Genomic DNA, 15,722 nt, shown 5'->3' with positions numbered 1-15,722 from the left:
TCAGTGTGCCAGCGCCCCGAAAGGACCGCCCAGCGCGACACGGGCGAAGCGCTCACCCGCCTCGCGGTGCGTCTCGGGCCCCGGGTGGAGGCCGTCCACGAGCGGGTGCCGGGCGTGGTCGGCCTCGTCGTAGAGCTCCAGGCCGTCGAGCAGGTGCAGGTGGGGGTCGTCGGCCCGCGCCGCGACCAGGCCCGCGAGCTCGCGGCGTACGACGGAGAGCGTGAGCCGGCCCGCGGCGACATCGGCCGGGTCGCCCGTGGCGACGAAGCGCAGCTCGCCGGCGCGCAGGGCGTCGAGGTCGGGAGCGGTCGGCCCGGGGGTGTCCTCGTGGAGAGGGCACAGCAGCGGGGAGAGCACGAGCAGGGGCGTGTCGGGGTGTCCGTCACGGATGGTGTCGAGGAAGCCGTGGACCGCGGGCACGAAGGCGCGCAGCCGCATCAGGTCGGCGTTGACGACGTTGATGCCGATCTCGAGGCTGATCAGGTCGGCCGGGGTGTCGCGCAGCGTGCGGGCCAGGAAGGGATCGAGCAGGGCGCTGCCGCCCAGTCCGAGGTTGACCAGCTCGACCCCGGCGGCACGGGCCGCGACCGCCGGCCACGTGCCCGTGGGGCTCGCGGCGAAGGACCCGTGGCTCAGGGAGCTGCCGTGGTGCAGCCAGACCGGGCGGTCGGCACGCTCGGCGGGGCCGACCGGGGCGTCGGAGCCCAGCGAGACCAGGGTGGTCGTCTCGTCGTGGGGCAGCCAGATCTCGACGGTCTTGTCGTGGGCGGGCAGACCGGTGAAGGTGGCGGTGCCGGCGGCGCCGAGGTCGTGGCGTGCGGTCCCGGCGGCCATGTCGAGGGTGACGGTGTCGCCGCCGCGGATGGTGGCCTCGGCGGTCGGCACGTCGTCGACGAGCAGGTCGTAGACGCCGTCGGGACGGGCGGGCAGGCCGGGGTAGACCCGCTTGGTCGGCACGGCCTCCAGGGCGAGCGTCGTGGCCCGGGTGCGCACCAGCAGCCGCACGCCGGAGGTCTGCGACTGCGCCATCGCCAGCTGGGCGTCGGCATGGCGCTCGCGCACCCACCGGGGCAGCCGGTGCGGCACCAGACCGCGGTCGGTGTCCTCGAGGTCGAGCGCCCCGCGGACGAGGGCGTGCCCGGCCGAGGTGGTGAACGAGACCCGGTGCGCGAGCGTGCTGGCGGGGCTCGGGGCGGGGCTCGGGGTGGGGGAGGTGGTGGGCGAGGTGGAGGGTGAGGGGCGGGGGTCGCGGGTCACGGTGTCTCCTGGGTGGGGTCGGGCCAGCGGCGCAGCAGCACGTCGAGCGCGTCGAGCGTGCGGCGCCAGGTGGTGTCGCTGTCGGGACTGCTGTGGCTGAAGCCACCGGCCGCCTCGAGGCTGGTGTAGCCGTGGAAGACGCTGCCGAGCAGGCGCACGGCGTGGGTCTGGTCCTCCCCGGTGAGGTCGTAGCCACGGAGCACCGCGCGGGCCAGCTCGGCGTGGCGCGGGCCGGCGCTGGCGGCGGCCGTGGCGGGGTCGAGCCGCAGCCTCGCGGCGTCGTGACGGCCGGGGTGCTCCCGGGCGTAGTCGCGGTAGGCACCGCCGAAGGCGACGAGGGCGTCCTTGCCGGCGCGGCCGGCGACGGCCGCGGCGACCCGGTCGGCCATCTCCTGCAGGGCCAGCAGGGCGACGCGGGTGCGCAGGTCGTCGGCATCGCGCAGGTGGGAGTAGAGGCTCGCGGGTCGCACCCCCACGCGCCGGGCGAGCGCGGCGGGGGTGACCGCGGCGAAGCCGGCCTCGTCGGCCAGGTCGGCGGCCTCGAGGGTGAGTCGCTGCGTCGTGAGTCCTGCGCGCGCCATGTCGTGTGTCTCCGTCCCGGGATTGCTAAGCACATCCTGCATCTGCCTACGAGTCGTAGGCAAGTCGACGTCCGGCACCATCCTCCGAGACCGGACGGTGACCTCGAACCCCTCCGGTCGGCCCGCCCGCCGCCGATGGTGCGACTGCCCGGCACCCCCCTGACGCCGGACCCACCAGGAACGACAGCGATGACCCCCGACACCCCCTCGTCCGCCACGCCCGCACGCCCCCGCCGTACGTCGCGACACGCGGCCCGCCGCGGCCTCGCCCTGCTCGTCGGGCTGGCCCTCGTCCTCCCGCTGGGCGCCACCGCCTCCGCCCGCCCGCGCGTGCCGGTGCACCTGGGCGCTAGCGTCGTCACGGTGGACCGGATGACGCTGTCGTCGGGCGCCGACGCCGCCCGCACGGTCGTGCACGTGGCCGCGACGACCGCCGCGGCCACCGCGACGGTCACCGTCGACACCTCACGCCGCGCGCAGGTCTGGCGCGGGGTCGGCGCCGCCCTCACCGACGCCGCCGTCGTCCAGCTCGGCGGCAACGACGCCGCCACCCGCCTGCTCTTCGACCGCACCCGCGCCGACGGTGCACGGCTGGACTGGGTGCGCCTCCCGCTGTCGTCGACCGACTTCTCCACCCGGTTGTGGACGTGGGGGTGGGACGGGCGCAGGGTGACGCCGCCCGCCGAGGCCAGGAGGGCGGTGGACTACCTGCTGACCCGGGCCCTGCCGCTCAACCCCGACCTGGAGGTCGTCGTGGCCCCCTGGTCGGCACCGGCCTCGATGAAGGACTCCCGCTCGCTGCGCGGCGGGTCGCTCCTGGTGGGCGCGGAGGCGTCCTACGCCTCGATGCTCGTGGCCCAGGCGGCCTGGCTGCGCGAACGCGGTGTGCCGGTCTCGGCGCTCAGCATCGTCAACGAGCCCGGGCACGCCAGCGACTACACGACCATGCGCATGAGCGACGAGCAGCTGGCACGGGTGGCCGCCGCGGTCGCGCCCCGGCTGCGGGCGCTCGGCGTCGACCTGTGGGCCGTGGACCACAACTGGAGCGACCGGGCGCGCGTCGACGCGGTGCTGGCTCAGGCGCCCGGCGCGCACGCCGCCGCGGCCTTCCACTGCTACGGCGGCACCCCGGACCAGATGGCGGGCCTCCCCGTGCCGTCGATCCTCACCGAGTGCACCGGCACCACCGACTCCCGGTGGGGCACCTTCCGCTGGGACTCCGCCCACCTCGTCGTGCGCAGCGTGCGGGCCGGCTCCGGCGGGCTGATGTTCTGGAACGCCGCGCTCAGCACGACCCCCGGCGTGGGTCTCGACGCCGGGTCGCAGTGGGGCTGCAAGACCTGCCGCGGCGTGCTCGCCGTGGCGCCCGACCGCACGGTGACCACCGGCCCGGAGCACGCCGTGCTCGCGCAGCTGGCGCGCGCGGCCCGTCCGGGGGCGGTCAGCGTGGCCAGCTCCACCACCAGCTGGAGCGTGTGGTCCTCGGCCTTCGTGCGCCCCGACGGCACGGTCGGGGTCTACGGCTACAACGACACCGGGCAGACCCAGCTGGTGCGGGTGGTCGTCGGGGGCACGACCTCGCAGACCTACGCCGTCGAGGCCGGGGCGGTCTTCACCTGGGAGGGCACGGTCGCCTGACGCCTGCCCCGCGCCACACTGACGAGAATCATTCTCATGTACGGTTGGCTGGTGGTCGCAGGTGCGGCCCGAGGCGAGGAGGTGCGTGATGGCCAGGACGCGTCAGGACGGCGAGCCGACGGTGGCGGTCGGGGTGTGTGCGGCGGGCGGCTGCGGCCCGACGCACGCCCCTGTCCTCGAGGCGCTGCGCGCCGTGGTGCGGCAGGAGGCGGGCGCGGTGCTGGTGCGCACCGGCTGCCTGCGACCGGGCTCGTGCGCCGGTGACCGAGGCGGTGACCGAGGCGGTGACCGGAGCAGCGACCGTTCCGGCGGCACGCGGGTGTGCGTGCAGCCCTGGGCTGCGGGCGGCGGTCGTGGCCGACGGTGCGAGACCGTCGCGGCCGACCCGACCGCCTGCGCCCGGGTCGTCGCCTCCTGGCTGCGCTCCGAGCGCACCTGGCGGGCGATGCGCCGGTGAGCCTCAGTGAGACTCAGTGCGCCTCGGGTCGACCGTGCCCGTCCGCGGCGGGCCGCGCGCGGCCGAGGCAGTCCTGGAGCAGTGCGAGGTAGGCGTCCACCCCGGCGTCCTCGGGCCACGCCGCCCACGCGGTGCGGGTGGCGGCGAGCGACAGCTCCACCACCAGGGCGGCCCCGAGCGGATCGTGCGGCAGGCGGGTCGTCATCCACGCCACGAGCTGCGCGGCGAGCTGCTCGCCGAGCTCGTGGGCGCCGCGCTGCAGCTCCGGACTGTCGGCGACCAGTCGGCGGCGCGCGACCATGTCGTCACGGTCGGCCCGGGTCAGCCCGACCAGCACCGCGGTCAGCGCCTCCCAGGCCTCGCGCTCGACCGGCTGCTCGGCCAGGAGGTCGTCGAGGCGGCGTACGACACGGGGCGCGGGGTCGACGACCACCGCTTCCTTGGTGCGGAAGTAGTTGAAGAAGGTGCTGCGCGAGACGCCGGCGGCGCCGGCGATCTCCTCGACGCTGACCGCGTCGAAACCGCGCTCGGCGAAGAGGCGCCACGCCGCGCCGCGGATCTCCTGCCACGCGGCCTGCTTCTTGTCCTCGCGCAGACCCATCCGGGAAGTGTGGAACAAAACCGACGACGTGCAAAGTTGTACTCCGTGCAGAAAGATCCCGGGGAGGAGCGGCGCCGCGCCGTCCGTCCCCTGCCGCCGTCGCACCGCCACCGAGAGGGAAGCCTCGTGCCCGACACGCTCACCGACCCCCACGCCCCCGCCCCGGCGGACCCCGGCGCGGGCCTGCCGCCGGGTGCGGCGCGCCTGATCGCACTGCTGGTCGGCTCCGCCTTCGTGGTGATCCTCAACGAGACGATCATGAGCGTGGCCCTGCCGCGTCTGATGGGGGAGTTCTCGATCGCGGCGTCGACCGCGCAGTGGATCACCACCGCGTTCCTGCTGACCATGGCCGTGGTCATCCCGGTCACCGGCTACCTCATCGGCCGCTTCTCGCTGCGCACGCTCTTCACGGTGGCCATGTCGGCGTTCACCGCCGGCACGCTGCTCGCGGCGCTGGCCCCCACCTTCGGCGTGCTCGTGCTCGCCCGGGTGGTGCAGGCCTCCGGCACCGCCATCATGATGCCGCTGCTGATCACCACGATCCTCAACCTCGTGCCGGCCGAGCGTCGCGGCCGCATGATGGGCACGATCTCCATCGTCATCTCGGTGGCTCCGGCGGTCGGCCCGACGGTGTCGGGGGTCGTGCTCGACCAGCTGAGCTGGCGATGGATGTTCTGGATCGTCCTGCCGATCGCGGTGCTCGCGCTCGGGCTCGGGCGCCTGTGGGTCCGCGACGTGGCCGAGCGCACCGCGGTGCCGGTCGACGTCGCCTCCGTCGTGCTCTCCGCCCTCGGCTTCAGCGGCCTGGTCTACGGCCTCAGCAGCATCGGCGAGAGCGCCTCGGGCGACGCCCCGGTCTCGCCCTGGGTGCCCCTCGGAGCCGGCCTCGTGGCCCTCGGCCTGTTCGTGCACCGGCAGCTGCGGCTGGGGGAGCGGGCGCTGCTCGACCTGCGGGCCTTCGGGTCGCAGGCCTTCGCCGTCGCCGTCGCCCTCGTCGTGGTGGCGATGATGGCGCTCTTCGGCACCCTCATCCTGCTGCCCATCTTCCTGCAGGACGTCCTGGGCCTCTCCACGCTGCGCACCGGCCTGGTCCTGCTGCCCGGCGGTGTCGTCATGGGCCTCATGGCACCGGTCGTCGGTCGGGTCTTCGACCGCGTGGGCCCGCGTCCCCTGGTGCCGCCGGGCGCGGTGGTGGCCAGTGCGGCGCTGTGGCTGATGAGCACCTTCGACCAGGGCACCGCCACGGCCACCGTCGTGGGTGCCCACGTGCTGCTGAGCATCGGCATCGCGCTCATGTTCACGCCGCTGCTGACCTCCGCGCTGGGCTCGCTACCCCCGCACCTCTACTCCCACGGCAGCGCCATCGTGAGCACGGTGCAGCAGGTGGCCGGCGCAGCGGGCACGGCGCTCTTCGTGACGGTGATGACCCGTGGCGCCACGCGGGCCGCCGAGGGCGGGTCTCCCGCCGCGGCCGCCACGGCGTCCGGCGTGCAGGACGCCCTGCTCTGGGGAGGCGTGGTCTCGGCGGTGGCCGTGCTGCTCGCACTGCTCGTACGGACCCCGGCGGCCGCAGCGTCCGCACCGCAGCCGGCGGCCGAGCCCGGCACGGACCGGAGCCGGGCGGGCGAGCGTGGGAGCGACGAGTCCGCCTCGGTCAGCTGATCCAGATCATGGCTTAACTTCGGTCTAGTTCAGCGATATGCTTGACCGATGGTGCAGCTCTTCACCCTCATCGGCGACGTCGTCGGCTCCCGCGACCTGCCCGACCGCGGTGCGGCCCAGCGGCGCATCGTCGAGGTCCTCGCCGAGGTCTCCCGCGCCCTGACCCCGGCTCAGCGCCTCGAGGCGACCGTGGGCGACGAGCTCCAGGGAGCCTTCACGACCCTGGCCGACGCGGTGCTGGCCACCGCCCTGGTGCGCCTGGCCCTGTTGCCCGACGTCGACGTGCGCTGCGGTCTGGGCCACGGCGAGGTCACGGTCTACGACGACCAGCGCACCCCGCTGCTGCAGGACGGGCCGGGCTGGTGGGCCGCCCGCGAGGCCCTCGACGTGCTGGGACGCCCACGCCGCGCCTCCAGCCGCACCTGGTACGACGCCGGGGCCGGCGGCACCCACGCCGGCCCGGTCAACGCCTTCCTGCTCACCCGCGACGCGCTGCTCGACCGCCTCGGCGACCGCGGCCGCAGCCTGGCGCTCGCGGCGCTCCAGGGCCGCTCCCAGGCGGAGATCGCCGCCGACCAGGGCATCTCGCGGTCGGCGGTCAGCCAGCAGTTCGCCCGCGGTGTCGGTGCGCTGCGCGATGCTCACCTCAGCCTCGCGGCGGGAGAGACCGAGGCGGACTCAGGGGCGGGATCGGCGACGGGGCCGGCGACGGCCGGTCGGGAGGAGCAGCGGTGAGCCTGGTGCTGGTGGGGCTGTGGCTGGTGGCCCTGGGGGCATGCGACCTCGGTCGCCCCTCCCACGACCTCCTCAGCCGCGGTCGGCTGCTCGGCTGCGTCGTCGCGGGTCTCGCGCCGCTGCTGGTCGGGCTGGTGCTCCTCGACCTCGGGGCGGGCGAGGTCGTCGCCCTCTTCCTGCTGCTGGCCGTCGCGCTCGTGGTGTGGCTGCTGGCGTCGGCGCGGGCGATGGACGTGGGGCTCCCCGCCCGGTCGCGCTCACGCGCGCGGGTGGTCGCCTTCGCGGCGCCGGTGGCCGGCGCCGCCGTCGCCGTGCTGGGGGTGCAGCTGGTGGGATCGGAGCCGGCCTGGCCCGCCCGCCTGGACGCCACGCTCCTCGCGCGCTGGCCCGCCGCCGACCTCCTGGTCGCCACCGGCGTCGTGCTCGCGCAGCTGGTGACGGCCAACATCCTGGTCCGCCTCCTGCTCGACGCCGTCGGCGTGCCCGCGACCTCGGGGGAGAAGCAGCTCAAGGGCGGGCGCGTGCTGGGCCCGATGGAGCGGGTCTTCCTGACCGGCCTGGGAGCGCTGGGCGAGCTCACCGCGGCCGCCATCGTCGTGGCGGCCAAGGGGCTGCTGCGGTTCCCCGAGCTGCAGCGCGCCCAGCGCGACCCGGGGCTGCCCGCCGACGGGCCGAGCGACGTGACCGAGTACTTCCTCATCGGCAGCTTCGCCAGCTGGCTGCTCGCCCTCGGCGGCGCCGCACTGATCCACCTGGCCTGATCCACCTGGCCTGATCCACCAGCCCTGTCAAGCCTGGGCCTTCACTGCGTCACAGTGAAGGCGACCGGCCTCAGCCGTGGCGCTCCGACCAGGCACGGAACGGCGCGGTCGGGTCCTCGACCGCCACCTGGGCCGAGGGCAGGCTGCGGTCCGCGGGCTCCCGGGCGTACTCGTCGTAGAAAGTCGCCAGGGTCATCCAGCGCCCACCGTCCTCGTAGTGCTCGCCCTCCTGCTCGCGGGTCGCGCCGAAGAGCACCCGGTCGGGTGCGGCGTAGTAGAGCGCGCCGAGGCACATGGGGCAGGGGTAGGCGGTGACGTAGACGTCGCATCCCTCGAGGTCGGAGCGCCCCCGGGCGGCGAGGTCGCGGATCGCGGTGATCTCGGCGTGGGCGGTCGGGTCGCCGGACTGGGCCACCTGGTTGGCCGCCTCCACGACCACCTCGCCGGTAGCGGCGTCGACCACCACGCAGGCGAAGGGCTTGCCGCCCTGGTCGACGTTGAGCAGCGCGAGCTCGACGGCGCGCTGCGCGTGGCGCGGGTCGTGGCCGGCCTCCGCCCCGGTGGGCGCGTCGCGGTGGGGTGCGGTCACGAGGACTCCTGCGGGTCGTGGTGGGGCGGCCGGGGACGGCCGCGGCGGGTGAGGTGCCACACCACCACGGCCCGCAGGGGCCTGCGCTCACCCGGGCGGACCGGCTTGCCGGGGCGCCTGCGGGCGACCGGTCAGGCGGGGGCGGGGAACGGGAACACCGCGGGGCTGCGGTGGCCGTCGGGCCCCACGGCGCGCACCCCGAGCACGACGTTGTCCTTCGACAGGTCCAGGGTCGCGCTCGTGCCCCGCACCGCGACGACGTGCTGCCACAGCGGCTCGGGGGTCGGGCGCCACACGACCTCGTACGACGCGGTCTCGCCCGACCCGGGCGACCAGCTCAGGGTGCTGTCGTTCGTCAGCGCGGTGGTGTCCACCACCACGTCGCGCGGCACGCCCGGGGCCTGGGCCAGCGACCACAGGGCGGCGGCGTTGACCCGGGTGACGCCGGCGATGTAGTCCATGTCGCAGAAGCGCACCAGGTCGCCGTACTGCACGCCGTCCTCGACCCGCACGTCCTGGTGCTGGTGGGCGAAGTCCTCGGCCGGCTCGGTGAAGCGGGCCGCGGGGTAGCCCGCCTCGAGGAAGGGTCGGTGGTCGCCGCCGCGCAGGTAGCGGTCGAGGCGGTAGACCAGGCGCACCTCCATGCCGGTCAGGCGCGGGTCGGCGACCTCGGCGACGAAGCGGCCGAGCTGGCGCGTGGGGGAGTCGTTCTCCCCGCCGATCGAGAGCCGGGTCGCGGCGCGCGCCTCGTCCTCGCTCGTCGGCACGCCCTGCACGAAGAGCCGCACGCTGCGCCGGTCGCGCTCGCCGTCGTCGGCGCGGCTGCTGCCGACGATGTCGTCGGTGAACATGCCCTGGACGTCGGCGCCCTCCTCGGTGAGCTGGCGGGCCAGGAACGTGGAGCCGTAGAGGCCCTGCTCCTCGCCGGCCACGGCTGCGAAGAGGATGGTCGCGGCCGGGCGCCGGGTGGCCATGATGCGGGCGAGCTCCATGGCCACGGCCACGCCGCTGGCGTCGTCGTCGGCGCCGGGGGCGTCGGAGGTGGCGTCCATGACGTCGGTGGCACGCGAGTCGTAGTGACCGGAGACGACGTAGACCCGTCCGGGATCCGAGGAGCCCTCCAGACGCGCCACGACGTTGCTGATCCGGGTCGGCGCGGGGATGCGCGAGGCCGGCTCCTGCACGTACGACGGGACCGTGACGCTCATCCGTCCGCCCGAGCGCGCGGCGTAGCGGCGCATCTCGGCGGCGATCCAGTCGCGGGCCGCGCCGATGCCGCGCTCGGGGTCGTCCTGGCTCGACAGGGTGTGCCGGGTGCCGAAGGACACCAGCTTCTCCACGATGGCACGGATCCGGTCGGGGTCGACCTCGGCCATGATCGCGCGCAGCTCGCGGTCGGCGCGCTGGGCGCGCAGCGGGCGCCCGGGCCCGTCGGGCCACTCCGCGGTGTCGAGGACGCCCGACGGGCCGGGTCCCCGACCGGGGCCGGCCACGGCGGCGGACCCGCCGGAGACCGTGGCGCCGACGGCTCCGGCGGCCAGCGCGCCCGAGCCGCCGAGCAGCCTGCGCCGGGTGGTGGCGGGGGGAGGCGAGGCCGGGTGGGGCGACGCCGTGGTGTCGCTGCCGGGGGCCTGGGACGAGGGGTGTGCGGGGTCGTGCATGGGTGTGCTCCCGTTCCGAGTAGACGAGGTGCGTGCCGTCCACCCTGCCACGCCCGCTCTCAGCCGCCCCTCACCTGCGGGTGGCAGGGTGGCGCCCGTGGCGACGCACACCGACGGGCCCGGCCCGTCCCCCGACCCCACTCCCGACCCCGCTGGTGGGCCCGCCCCCGGCCCCCGCGGCCGGGCCGCCCGGGGCGCCGAGGTGCCCGGCTCGACCGCCGTGCCGGCGCCGCGGAGCCCGGGAGGACCGCTGAGCCGCCGATTGCTGCTCGTCGAGCTGGTCGTGGTGCTGGCGCTCTCGCTGGGCCGCTCGGCCGTCTACTCGGTGGTCAACCTGCTCGAGGCGGCGACCGCCCCCGGCGGGCTCGCGGGTCAGACGGCGTCGATGAACGGCTCCTACGCCCCCCAGCGACCGTGGTTCGACCTGGCCTACCAGCTGCTGGCCTTCGGCTTCTCGCTCGTGCCGGTGCTGCTGGCGGGCTACCTCCTGGTGCGCTCCGGCGCCGGCCTGCGCGAGCTGTGGGCCCGCGGGGGAGCGTGGCTGACCGGTCTGGACCTCGCGCGCGGTGCCGCGATCGCTGCCGGCGTCGGCTCGGTCGGGGTCGCCTTCTACCTCGTGATGCACGCGCTGGGCCTGAGCCTCACGGTGGTGCCGGACAACCTCCCCGACGTGTGGTGGCACATCCCCGTGCTCGTGCTCTCGGCGCTGGAGAACGCCGTCGTGGAGGAGGTGCTGGTCCTCGGCTACGTGCTGGTGCGGCTGCGCCAGCTGGGCCTGGGCGACCTGACGGCGATCGTCGTCGCCGCCGCGCTGCGGGGGAGCTACCACCTCTACCAGGGCCTCGGCGGCTTCGTGGGCAACCTCGTCATGGGCCTGCTCTTCGGCTGGCTCTACCGCCGGTGGGGCCGGGTGATGCCGCTGGTGGTGGCCCACACCCTGCTCGACATCGGCGCCTTCGTCGGCTACGCCGTGCTCGCCGGGCAGGTGTCCTGGCTGCCGACCTAGGAGTGGTGCGCAGCCCCGTCGAGACTCGTGACGCGCGTGACGACCTCCTCCAGCGGGGCCCGCGTGGTGCGGTAGGACGCCGTGGGGTGCCCGGGGTCGGGGTGGCCGAAGGAGATGCCGCAGACCACGCGGCGGTCCTCGGCCAGGTCGAGCACCTCGTGCAGCAGCGGCGACTGGCCCGCCAGGGCGGCCTGGGCGCAGGCGCCGAGGCCGAGGGCGTGGGCCGCGAGCAGGAAGGTCTGCACGTAGAGCCCGCAGTCGACCGCGCCGTAGGTGCCGAGCTCGGCGGCGGTCGTCACGACGGCGACGTGGGGCGCGCCGAAGAGCTCGAAGTTGCGCAGCCCCTCGGCGAAGGAGCGCTCCCGGTCGCCCTTGGCGATCCCGACGGCGTCGTAGAGCTGCCAGCCGCTCTCGCGTCGTCGCGCCTGCCGCTCCTCGGTGTAGGCCTCCGGGAAGGGGAAGTCGCTGCCGGCGCCGTCGAAGGAGGCGAGCATGCGCGCGCTCAGCGCGCGTGCGGCGTCGCCGGAGACCACGTGCACCTGCCAGGGCTGGGTGTTGCACCACGACGGCGTGCGCTGCGCGGCGAGCAGCAGCCGCTCGACCACCGCGTCGTCGACGGGGTCGGGCAGGTAGCCGCGGCAGCTCCACCGCTCGGCGAGGATGCGCTCCAGGACGTCGATGTCGCTCATGGGCGCCATCATGGCACTGTCCGTGACAGCGCTGCTGTCACGGTCGGGGGTGTGGCGTCGGCGTGGGCCGGGCGGCCACGGCCGCGCGGTCGTCGGTGGTGGCGCCCGCGTCGGGATGCCATGCTCGGCCCATGAGCGCCTTCGACGCGTCGACCACGGTGGTCGTCGACGACCCCGACCACGGCCCGATCGACCTCGACGTCCACCTCGCCGGGCCCGACGACGGCGTGCCGGTGCTCCTGCTGCACGGCTTCCCGCAGTCGGCGCGCAGCTGGGACCGGGTCGTCGAGCGTCTCGCCGGGCACGGCCTGCGCCTCGTGGCGCCCGACCAGCGCGGCTACTCCCCGGGGGCCCGGCCCGCCGCGGTGGCGGCGTACGCCGTGCCGCGCCTGGTCACCGACGTGCTGGCGGTGGCTGACGCCCTGGACACGGGCCCCTTCCACCTGGTCGGCCACGACTGGGGCGCCTCGGTCGCGTGGGCGCTCGCCGCGCGGCACCCCGAGCGGCTGCGCACGCTGACCGCGCTCTCGGTGCCCCACCTCGCGGCCTTCGGGGCGGCCCTGCGCGAGGATCCCGAGCAGCAGCGCCGCTCGGCCTACATCCGGGTCTTCCGCGAGCCGGGCCGCGGCGAGGCCTCCCTGCTCGACGACGACGCCCGCGGGCTGCGCGCGCTCTACGGCGGCGCGGTCGCCGCGCCCGACGTGGAGGCCTACGTCGACCTGATGCGCTCGGGCGCCCTCACCCCGGCGCTGGGGTGGTACCGCGCCATGGACGGCGACCTCGCCGCCACCCCGCCGGTCACGGTGCCGACGACGTTCCTGTGGGGCGCCGACGACCTGGCCACCTCACCCACCGCGGCGCACGCGTGCGGGGCCCACGTGCGCGCCGACTACCGCTTCGTCGCGCTCGAGGGCGCCTCGCACTGGACCCCCGACGAGTGCCCCGACCAGGTGGCCACCGCCGTGCTCGACCGGGTGCTGGACCGGGTGCCGGCGCAGGAGGATCGGTCCCGCGAGGCCTGATCCCCTCACCCCGAAGGACCGGATCCGCGCGAGCCCCTGGCGCGGCCGGCGACGGGGTGGTCTTCTGTAAGGGCCCTACAGGCTCACACCTGGCGGGTGATGGATCACCCGCATCTCCGGGTGAACCTAGGGCTGCCTGCTGCCTCTGAGCGTTCCCGCTTTCGGGGGGAGCAGGTTGCGACAAGCACCCCCCGGGACCCGTCCCGGGGGGTGTTTCCCGTCCCGGTGCCCCGACCGGGCGGCCGCGCCCGGCGCGGCGCCTGCGTCGGTGGTCCAGAATCGGGGCATGAGGTTCACCGAGCACGAGATGACCGTCGCGGTCGACGCCGTCGCGCGCAGGCTGTGGTCGGCGACGCGCCCGCCCTGGGGGCGTGGCGACCTCGCGACCGCCTGGGCCCGGCTGCCGCGGGAGAGGAGCTACCGCGCCAAGGTCGCCGCGGGCGACGTCGTGCTCCCGGTGCTCACCGCGCTGCCCGAGCGCCCCACGGTCGGCAGTCGGCCGGTCTTCAGCGACGCCGAGCTCGCCGAGGCGGCCGAGCGCGCCACCGGCGAGCTCATGGAGCACCGACGGCCGGGCGCGTGGGACCGGCTGTCCGAGCGGCGCAGGCGGCGCCTGGTGAGTGGTGCCGTCGACCTGACCCGGGCCGCGCTGGAGGCCATGCCGGTGCGCCAGGACCCCGATGCGCTGATCGTGCCCGACCACCTGTGAGGCTCGCGGTCGGGCGCGGGCGCCCGTGGCTCGCGTCGGTGGTGGTGTCGCTCGTGCTCGGCGCCGCCTCGGGCTGCGCCGACGGGGCCCCCGGCCCGGGCGCACCCTCGCCGGGTGACGCGGCCTCGGCTCAGCCGGTCGGGTCGGCGCCCTGGCCCGACGGGCTGACGGCCTACGTCGACCAGTCCCGCCTCGAGCGGCAGGGCCGCGAGGTGTTCGTGCGCCTGGTGGACTCCACCGACCACGAGCTGACCGCGCTGCGGGCCGAGGTGGGCTCCGAGCGCTTCGCCACCACGACCTGGACCGGGGAGAAGACCTTCCTCAACGAGGCCGACCTGCCCTTCGCCCTGCCGCTCGCACGCTGCGGCACGGGATCGGACGCCACGGTGAGCCTCACCTACCGCGTCGACGGCGGCCCACCGGTGGAGTCGACGACCACCGCCGAGGACCGGTACGGCGCGGTCGGGCTCTTCCTCGACCGCGACTGCGCGGCGCAGCGGCTCGCCGACGCGGCCGACCTCGAGGTGGGCGAGCCGCGGGTGGTGGGCCGCGGGCGGGGCTCGGTGCTGGAGCTCGACGTGACGCTGCGCCCCACCGGCGCAGCGCACCCCGCGACGGTGTTCCGCGGCTTCGAGGACACGGTGCTCTTCCGCCAGGCCGAGGGGTCGGCCTCGGTCGGCTCGGGGGTGCGGGTGCGCCTGGCCACCGGGCCGCCCGAGCAGGTGCGGCTGCGGCTCGTGCCGAGCCGCTGCGACCCCCACGCGCTGGCCGAGGACAAGGTCGGCACCCTGGTCGGCGTGCGGGTGGGCGGCCCGGGGCTGCCCGCGGCGGCGTCGTTCTACCTGCCGCTGCCCGACGCCACCCGCGCGGCGCTGCGGGGCTTCGTCGCCACCCATTGCGGGCTCTGAGGCCCCCGCGGTTAGCCTCGGCCGGGTGCTGCGTCCTCCCTCCACCTCCCGTCCCAGCGCCTCCCGCCCCTCCACGGTCCGGCACCCGCGGCCGACCGCGCGCCCGGCGGGCGTCTGCGCGCTGGCGCTGAGTGCCCTCGTGCTGGCGGGCTGTGGTGCCACCGGCACCCCGACGGGGCCGGCCGGCAGCGCCGGGACACCGGGCACCACGGTGCCGTCCAGCGGGTCCAGCGCGGCCGGAGACGTGTCCTCGGAGGACTCGGCGGAGCCCACCGGATGGGGCCCGACCCTCGGCGAGGTCGAGCAGGCCCGTGCGCTGGTCGCGGGGTGGGACGCCGAGCGGCTCGCCGGCCAGGTCGTCGTGGGCCGCTACGCCGGCACCGACCCGGAGGTCGCGGCCGACCTCGTGGCCGAGCACCACCTGGCGGGGGTGTCGGTGACGGCCGAGAACGTCGTCGACGCCGCGCAGGTGCGGGCCACCACCGCGGCCGTCGAGGCGGCCGTGAGCGCCGACGGCCGTGACTTCCCGCCGGTCGTCGGCGTCGACCAGGAGGGCGGGCTGGTCTCCCACCTCTCCGGGGTGGCCACCGACTTCCCGGCCTTCGCCGCGGCGGGCGACGCGGTGGCCGCGGGGGAGAAGCCGGGTCGTGCCGTGGTGCGCGCCGCCGCCGACGCGCTGGCCATGGAGCTGCGCGGTCTCGGCTTCACCTGGGTCTTCGCCCCGGTCGCCGACGTCACGATCGGCGCCGGCGACCCGACCATCGGCTCGCGCTCGCCGTCGACCGACCCCGCCACGGCCGCGCTCGCGGTGGCGGCCGCGGTGGCGGGCTACGACCGGGCCGGCGTCGTCTCGACCCCCAAGCACTTCCCCGGCCACGGCGCCGTGGGCGTCGACAGCCACGTCGCGCTGCCGGAGCTCGACGTGAGCATGGCCGAGCTGGCCGACCGTGACCTGCGCCCCTTCGCCAAGGCGGTGCTGCACGAGGCGCCGTCGATCATGGTCAGCCACGTCGCCGTCGACGCGGTCGCCCCCGGGGTGCCGGCGAGCCTCGCGCCGGAGACCTACGACCTGCTGCGCGAGGAGCTCGGCTTCGAGGGCGTCGCGATCACCGACTCCCTGGGCATGGGTGCGGTGGCCGGGCGCGAGGAGCCTGCGGTGACCGCGCTCGCGGCGGGTGCCGACCTGCTGCTGATGCCGGCCGACACCGCCCGCACCCATCGCACCCTGACCCGGGCGATCGAGGAGGGTCGCCTCCCGCGCGTGCGGGTCGAGGAGGCGGCGTCGCGGGTCGTCGCGGTGCAGCTGTGGCAGCAGCGGGTCTCGGAGGAGCGGCCGGTGCCGGTGGACGCCGCGGGTGCCCCCGACCTCGCCGCCCTCGCCGACACCGCGGCCGCGGCCGCCGAGGAGCTGGCGGCCGCGGCCGGGTGAGCACGTGCCCCGCAGGG

General features: G+C 75.9%; 16 protein-coding genes. 10 read left to right on the top strand and 6 right to left on the bottom strand.

Annotated elements, in window-relative coordinates; all coding sequences use genetic code 11:
* Positions 1–1,257 (bottom strand): GDSL-type esterase/lipase family protein, encoded by a 1,257-nt coding sequence (locus ASF47_RS14075; protein WP_082500305.1) that lies wholly within the window; start codon positions 1,255–1,257, stop codon positions 1–3.
* A complete protein-coding gene (locus tag ASF47_RS14070) occupies positions 1,254–1,838 on the bottom strand; it encodes a TetR/AcrR family transcriptional regulator (protein WP_056864503.1) in 585 nt (194 codons plus the stop codon). Before ASF47_RS14070 ends, ASF47_RS14075 begins: the two co-directional genes overlap by 4 nt.
* Positions 1,839–2,027: 189 nt before the next feature.
* Here ASF47_RS14070 and ASF47_RS14065 point away from each other — a divergent pair, with 189 nt between their 5' ends.
* Both ASF47_RS14065 and ASF47_RS14060 read left to right on the top strand, forming a co-directional pair.
* Positions 2,028–3,476 carry a glycoside hydrolase family 30 beta sandwich domain-containing protein gene (locus ASF47_RS14065; protein ID WP_056864502.1) on the top strand — a complete coding sequence of 483 codons (1,449 nt, stop codon included), beginning with the start codon at positions 2,028–2,030 and terminating at the stop codon, positions 3,474–3,476.
* 88 nt (positions 3,477–3,564) lie between these two features.
* A complete protein-coding gene (locus ASF47_RS14060) occupies positions 3,565–3,933 on the top strand; it encodes a hypothetical protein (RefSeq protein WP_056864501.1) in 369 nt (122 codons plus the stop codon).
* Between the two features lie 13 nt (positions 3,934–3,946).
* Here the strand turns inward: ASF47_RS14060 and ASF47_RS14055 are convergent, their stop codons facing one another.
* Positions 3,947–4,534, bottom strand: coding sequence for a TetR family transcriptional regulator (locus tag ASF47_RS14055; RefSeq protein WP_056864500.1), 588 nt, complete (start codon positions 4,532–4,534; stop codon positions 3,947–3,949).
* A 126-nt stretch (positions 4,535–4,660) separates the two neighbouring features.
* Here ASF47_RS14055 and ASF47_RS14050 point away from each other — a divergent pair, with 126 nt between their 5' ends.
* From ASF47_RS14050 to ASF47_RS14040, 3 genes are read left to right on the top strand one after another with little or no spacing between them, the layout of a single operon-like run.
* Positions 4,661–6,196 (top strand): DHA2 family efflux MFS transporter permease subunit, encoded by a 1,536-nt coding sequence (locus tag ASF47_RS14050; protein ID WP_082500303.1) that lies wholly within the window; start codon positions 4,661–4,663, stop codon positions 6,194–6,196.
* Positions 6,197–6,244: 48 nt separating this feature from the next.
* Positions 6,245–6,931, top strand: coding sequence for a SatD family protein (locus ASF47_RS14045; RefSeq protein ID WP_056864499.1), 687 nt, complete (start codon positions 6,245–6,247; stop codon positions 6,929–6,931).
* On the top strand, positions 6,928–7,692 hold the full coding sequence (locus ASF47_RS14040; RefSeq protein WP_056864498.1) for a hypothetical protein: 765 nt from the start codon (positions 6,928–6,930) through the stop codon (positions 7,690–7,692). The genes ASF47_RS14045 and ASF47_RS14040 overlap by 4 nt, the downstream gene beginning before the upstream one ends.
* A 70-nt stretch (positions 7,693–7,762) precedes the next feature.
* Here ASF47_RS14040 and ASF47_RS14035 read toward each other — a convergent pair whose 3' ends face one another.
* Together ASF47_RS14035 and ASF47_RS14030 are read right to left on the bottom strand one after the other, a co-directional pair.
* Entirely contained in the window at positions 7,763–8,281 is a 519-nt protein-coding gene (locus tag ASF47_RS14035) for a nucleoside deaminase (protein ID WP_056864497.1), read from the bottom strand.
* 131 nt (positions 8,282–8,412) lie between these two features.
* Positions 8,413–9,942 (bottom strand): M28 family metallopeptidase, encoded by a 1,530-nt coding sequence (locus ASF47_RS14030; protein ID WP_082500302.1) that lies wholly within the window; start codon positions 9,940–9,942, stop codon positions 8,413–8,415.
* A 97-nt stretch (positions 9,943–10,039) separates the two neighbouring features.
* Here ASF47_RS14030 and ASF47_RS14025 point away from each other — a divergent pair, with 97 nt between their 5' ends.
* Positions 10,040–10,948, top strand: a complete 909-nt coding sequence (locus tag ASF47_RS14025) for a CPBP family intramembrane glutamic endopeptidase (RefSeq protein ID WP_235558751.1) — start codon at positions 10,040–10,042, stop codon at positions 10,946–10,948.
* Here the strand turns inward: ASF47_RS14025 and ASF47_RS14020 are convergent.
* Positions 10,945–11,637 carry a nitroreductase gene (locus ASF47_RS14020; RefSeq protein ID WP_235558750.1) on the bottom strand — a complete coding sequence of 231 codons (693 nt, stop codon included), beginning with the start codon at positions 11,635–11,637 and terminating at the stop codon, positions 10,945–10,947. The two genes, ASF47_RS14025 and ASF47_RS14020, sit on opposite strands and share 4 nt — an antisense overlap.
* Positions 11,638–11,768: 131 nt before the next feature.
* Here ASF47_RS14020 and ASF47_RS14015 point away from each other — a divergent pair, with 131 nt between their 5' ends.
* From ASF47_RS14015 to ASF47_RS14000, 4 genes are all read left to right on the top strand, one after another.
* Positions 11,769–12,659: an alpha/beta fold hydrolase gene (locus ASF47_RS14015; RefSeq protein WP_056864496.1), complete on the top strand. Its 891-nt coding sequence runs from the start codon at positions 11,769–11,771 to the stop codon at positions 12,657–12,659.
* Positions 12,660–12,945: 286 nt separating this feature from the next.
* Positions 12,946–13,368, top strand: a complete 423-nt coding sequence (locus ASF47_RS21145; RefSeq protein WP_056864495.1) for a hypothetical protein — start codon at positions 12,946–12,948, stop codon at positions 13,366–13,368.
* Positions 13,369–13,406: 38 nt separating this feature from the next.
* Positions 13,407–14,276 (top strand): hypothetical protein, encoded by an 870-nt coding sequence (locus tag ASF47_RS14005; RefSeq protein WP_156697895.1) that lies wholly within the window; start codon positions 13,407–13,409, stop codon positions 14,274–14,276.
* 25 nt (positions 14,277–14,301) lie between these two features.
* A complete protein-coding gene (locus ASF47_RS14000; RefSeq protein WP_235558749.1) occupies positions 14,302–15,705 on the top strand; it encodes a glycoside hydrolase family 3 N-terminal domain-containing protein in 1,404 nt (467 codons plus the stop codon).
* The last annotated feature ends 17 nt before the right edge of the window (positions 15,706–15,722 follow it).

Origin of the sequence: Nocardioides sp. Leaf285 (assembly GCF_001422955.1) — a bacterium.
Classification (GTDB): Bacteria; Actinomycetota; Actinomycetes; order Propionibacteriales; family Nocardioidaceae; genus Nocardioides; species Nocardioides kribbensis.
The sequence above is the reverse complement of the archived record's forward strand: the minus strand, read 5'-3'. Positions and strand labels throughout refer to the sequence as shown.

Coding starts and splice junctions, on each gene's coding strand:
- ASF47_RS14055 (WP_056864500.1), bottom strand. CDS start 4,534: ATGGGTCTGCGCGAGGACAAGAAGCAGGCCGCGTGGCAGGAGATCCGC.
- ASF47_RS14070 (WP_056864503.1), bottom strand. CDS start 1,838: ATGGCGCGCGCAGGACTCACGACGCAGCGACTCACCCTCGAGGCCGCC.
- ASF47_RS14020 (WP_235558750.1), bottom strand. CDS start 11,637: ATGAGCGACATCGACGTCCTGGAGCGCATCCTCGCCGAGCGGTGGAGC.
- ASF47_RS14065 (WP_056864502.1), top strand. CDS start 2,028: ATGACCCCCGACACCCCCTCGTCCGCCACGCCCGCACGCCCCCGCCGT.
- ASF47_RS14060 (WP_056864501.1), top strand. CDS start 3,565: ATGGCCAGGACGCGTCAGGACGGCGAGCCGACGGTGGCGGTCGGGGTG.
- ASF47_RS21145 (WP_056864495.1), top strand. CDS start 12,946: ATGAGGTTCACCGAGCACGAGATGACCGTCGCGGTCGACGCCGTCGCG.
- ASF47_RS14030 (WP_082500302.1), bottom strand. CDS start 9,942: ATGCACGACCCCGCACACCCCTCGTCCCAGGCCCCCGGCAGCGACACC.
- ASF47_RS14045 (WP_056864499.1), top strand. CDS start 6,245: ATGGTGCAGCTCTTCACCCTCATCGGCGACGTCGTCGGCTCCCGCGAC.
- ASF47_RS14015 (WP_056864496.1), top strand. CDS start 11,769: ATGAGCGCCTTCGACGCGTCGACCACGGTGGTCGTCGACGACCCCGAC.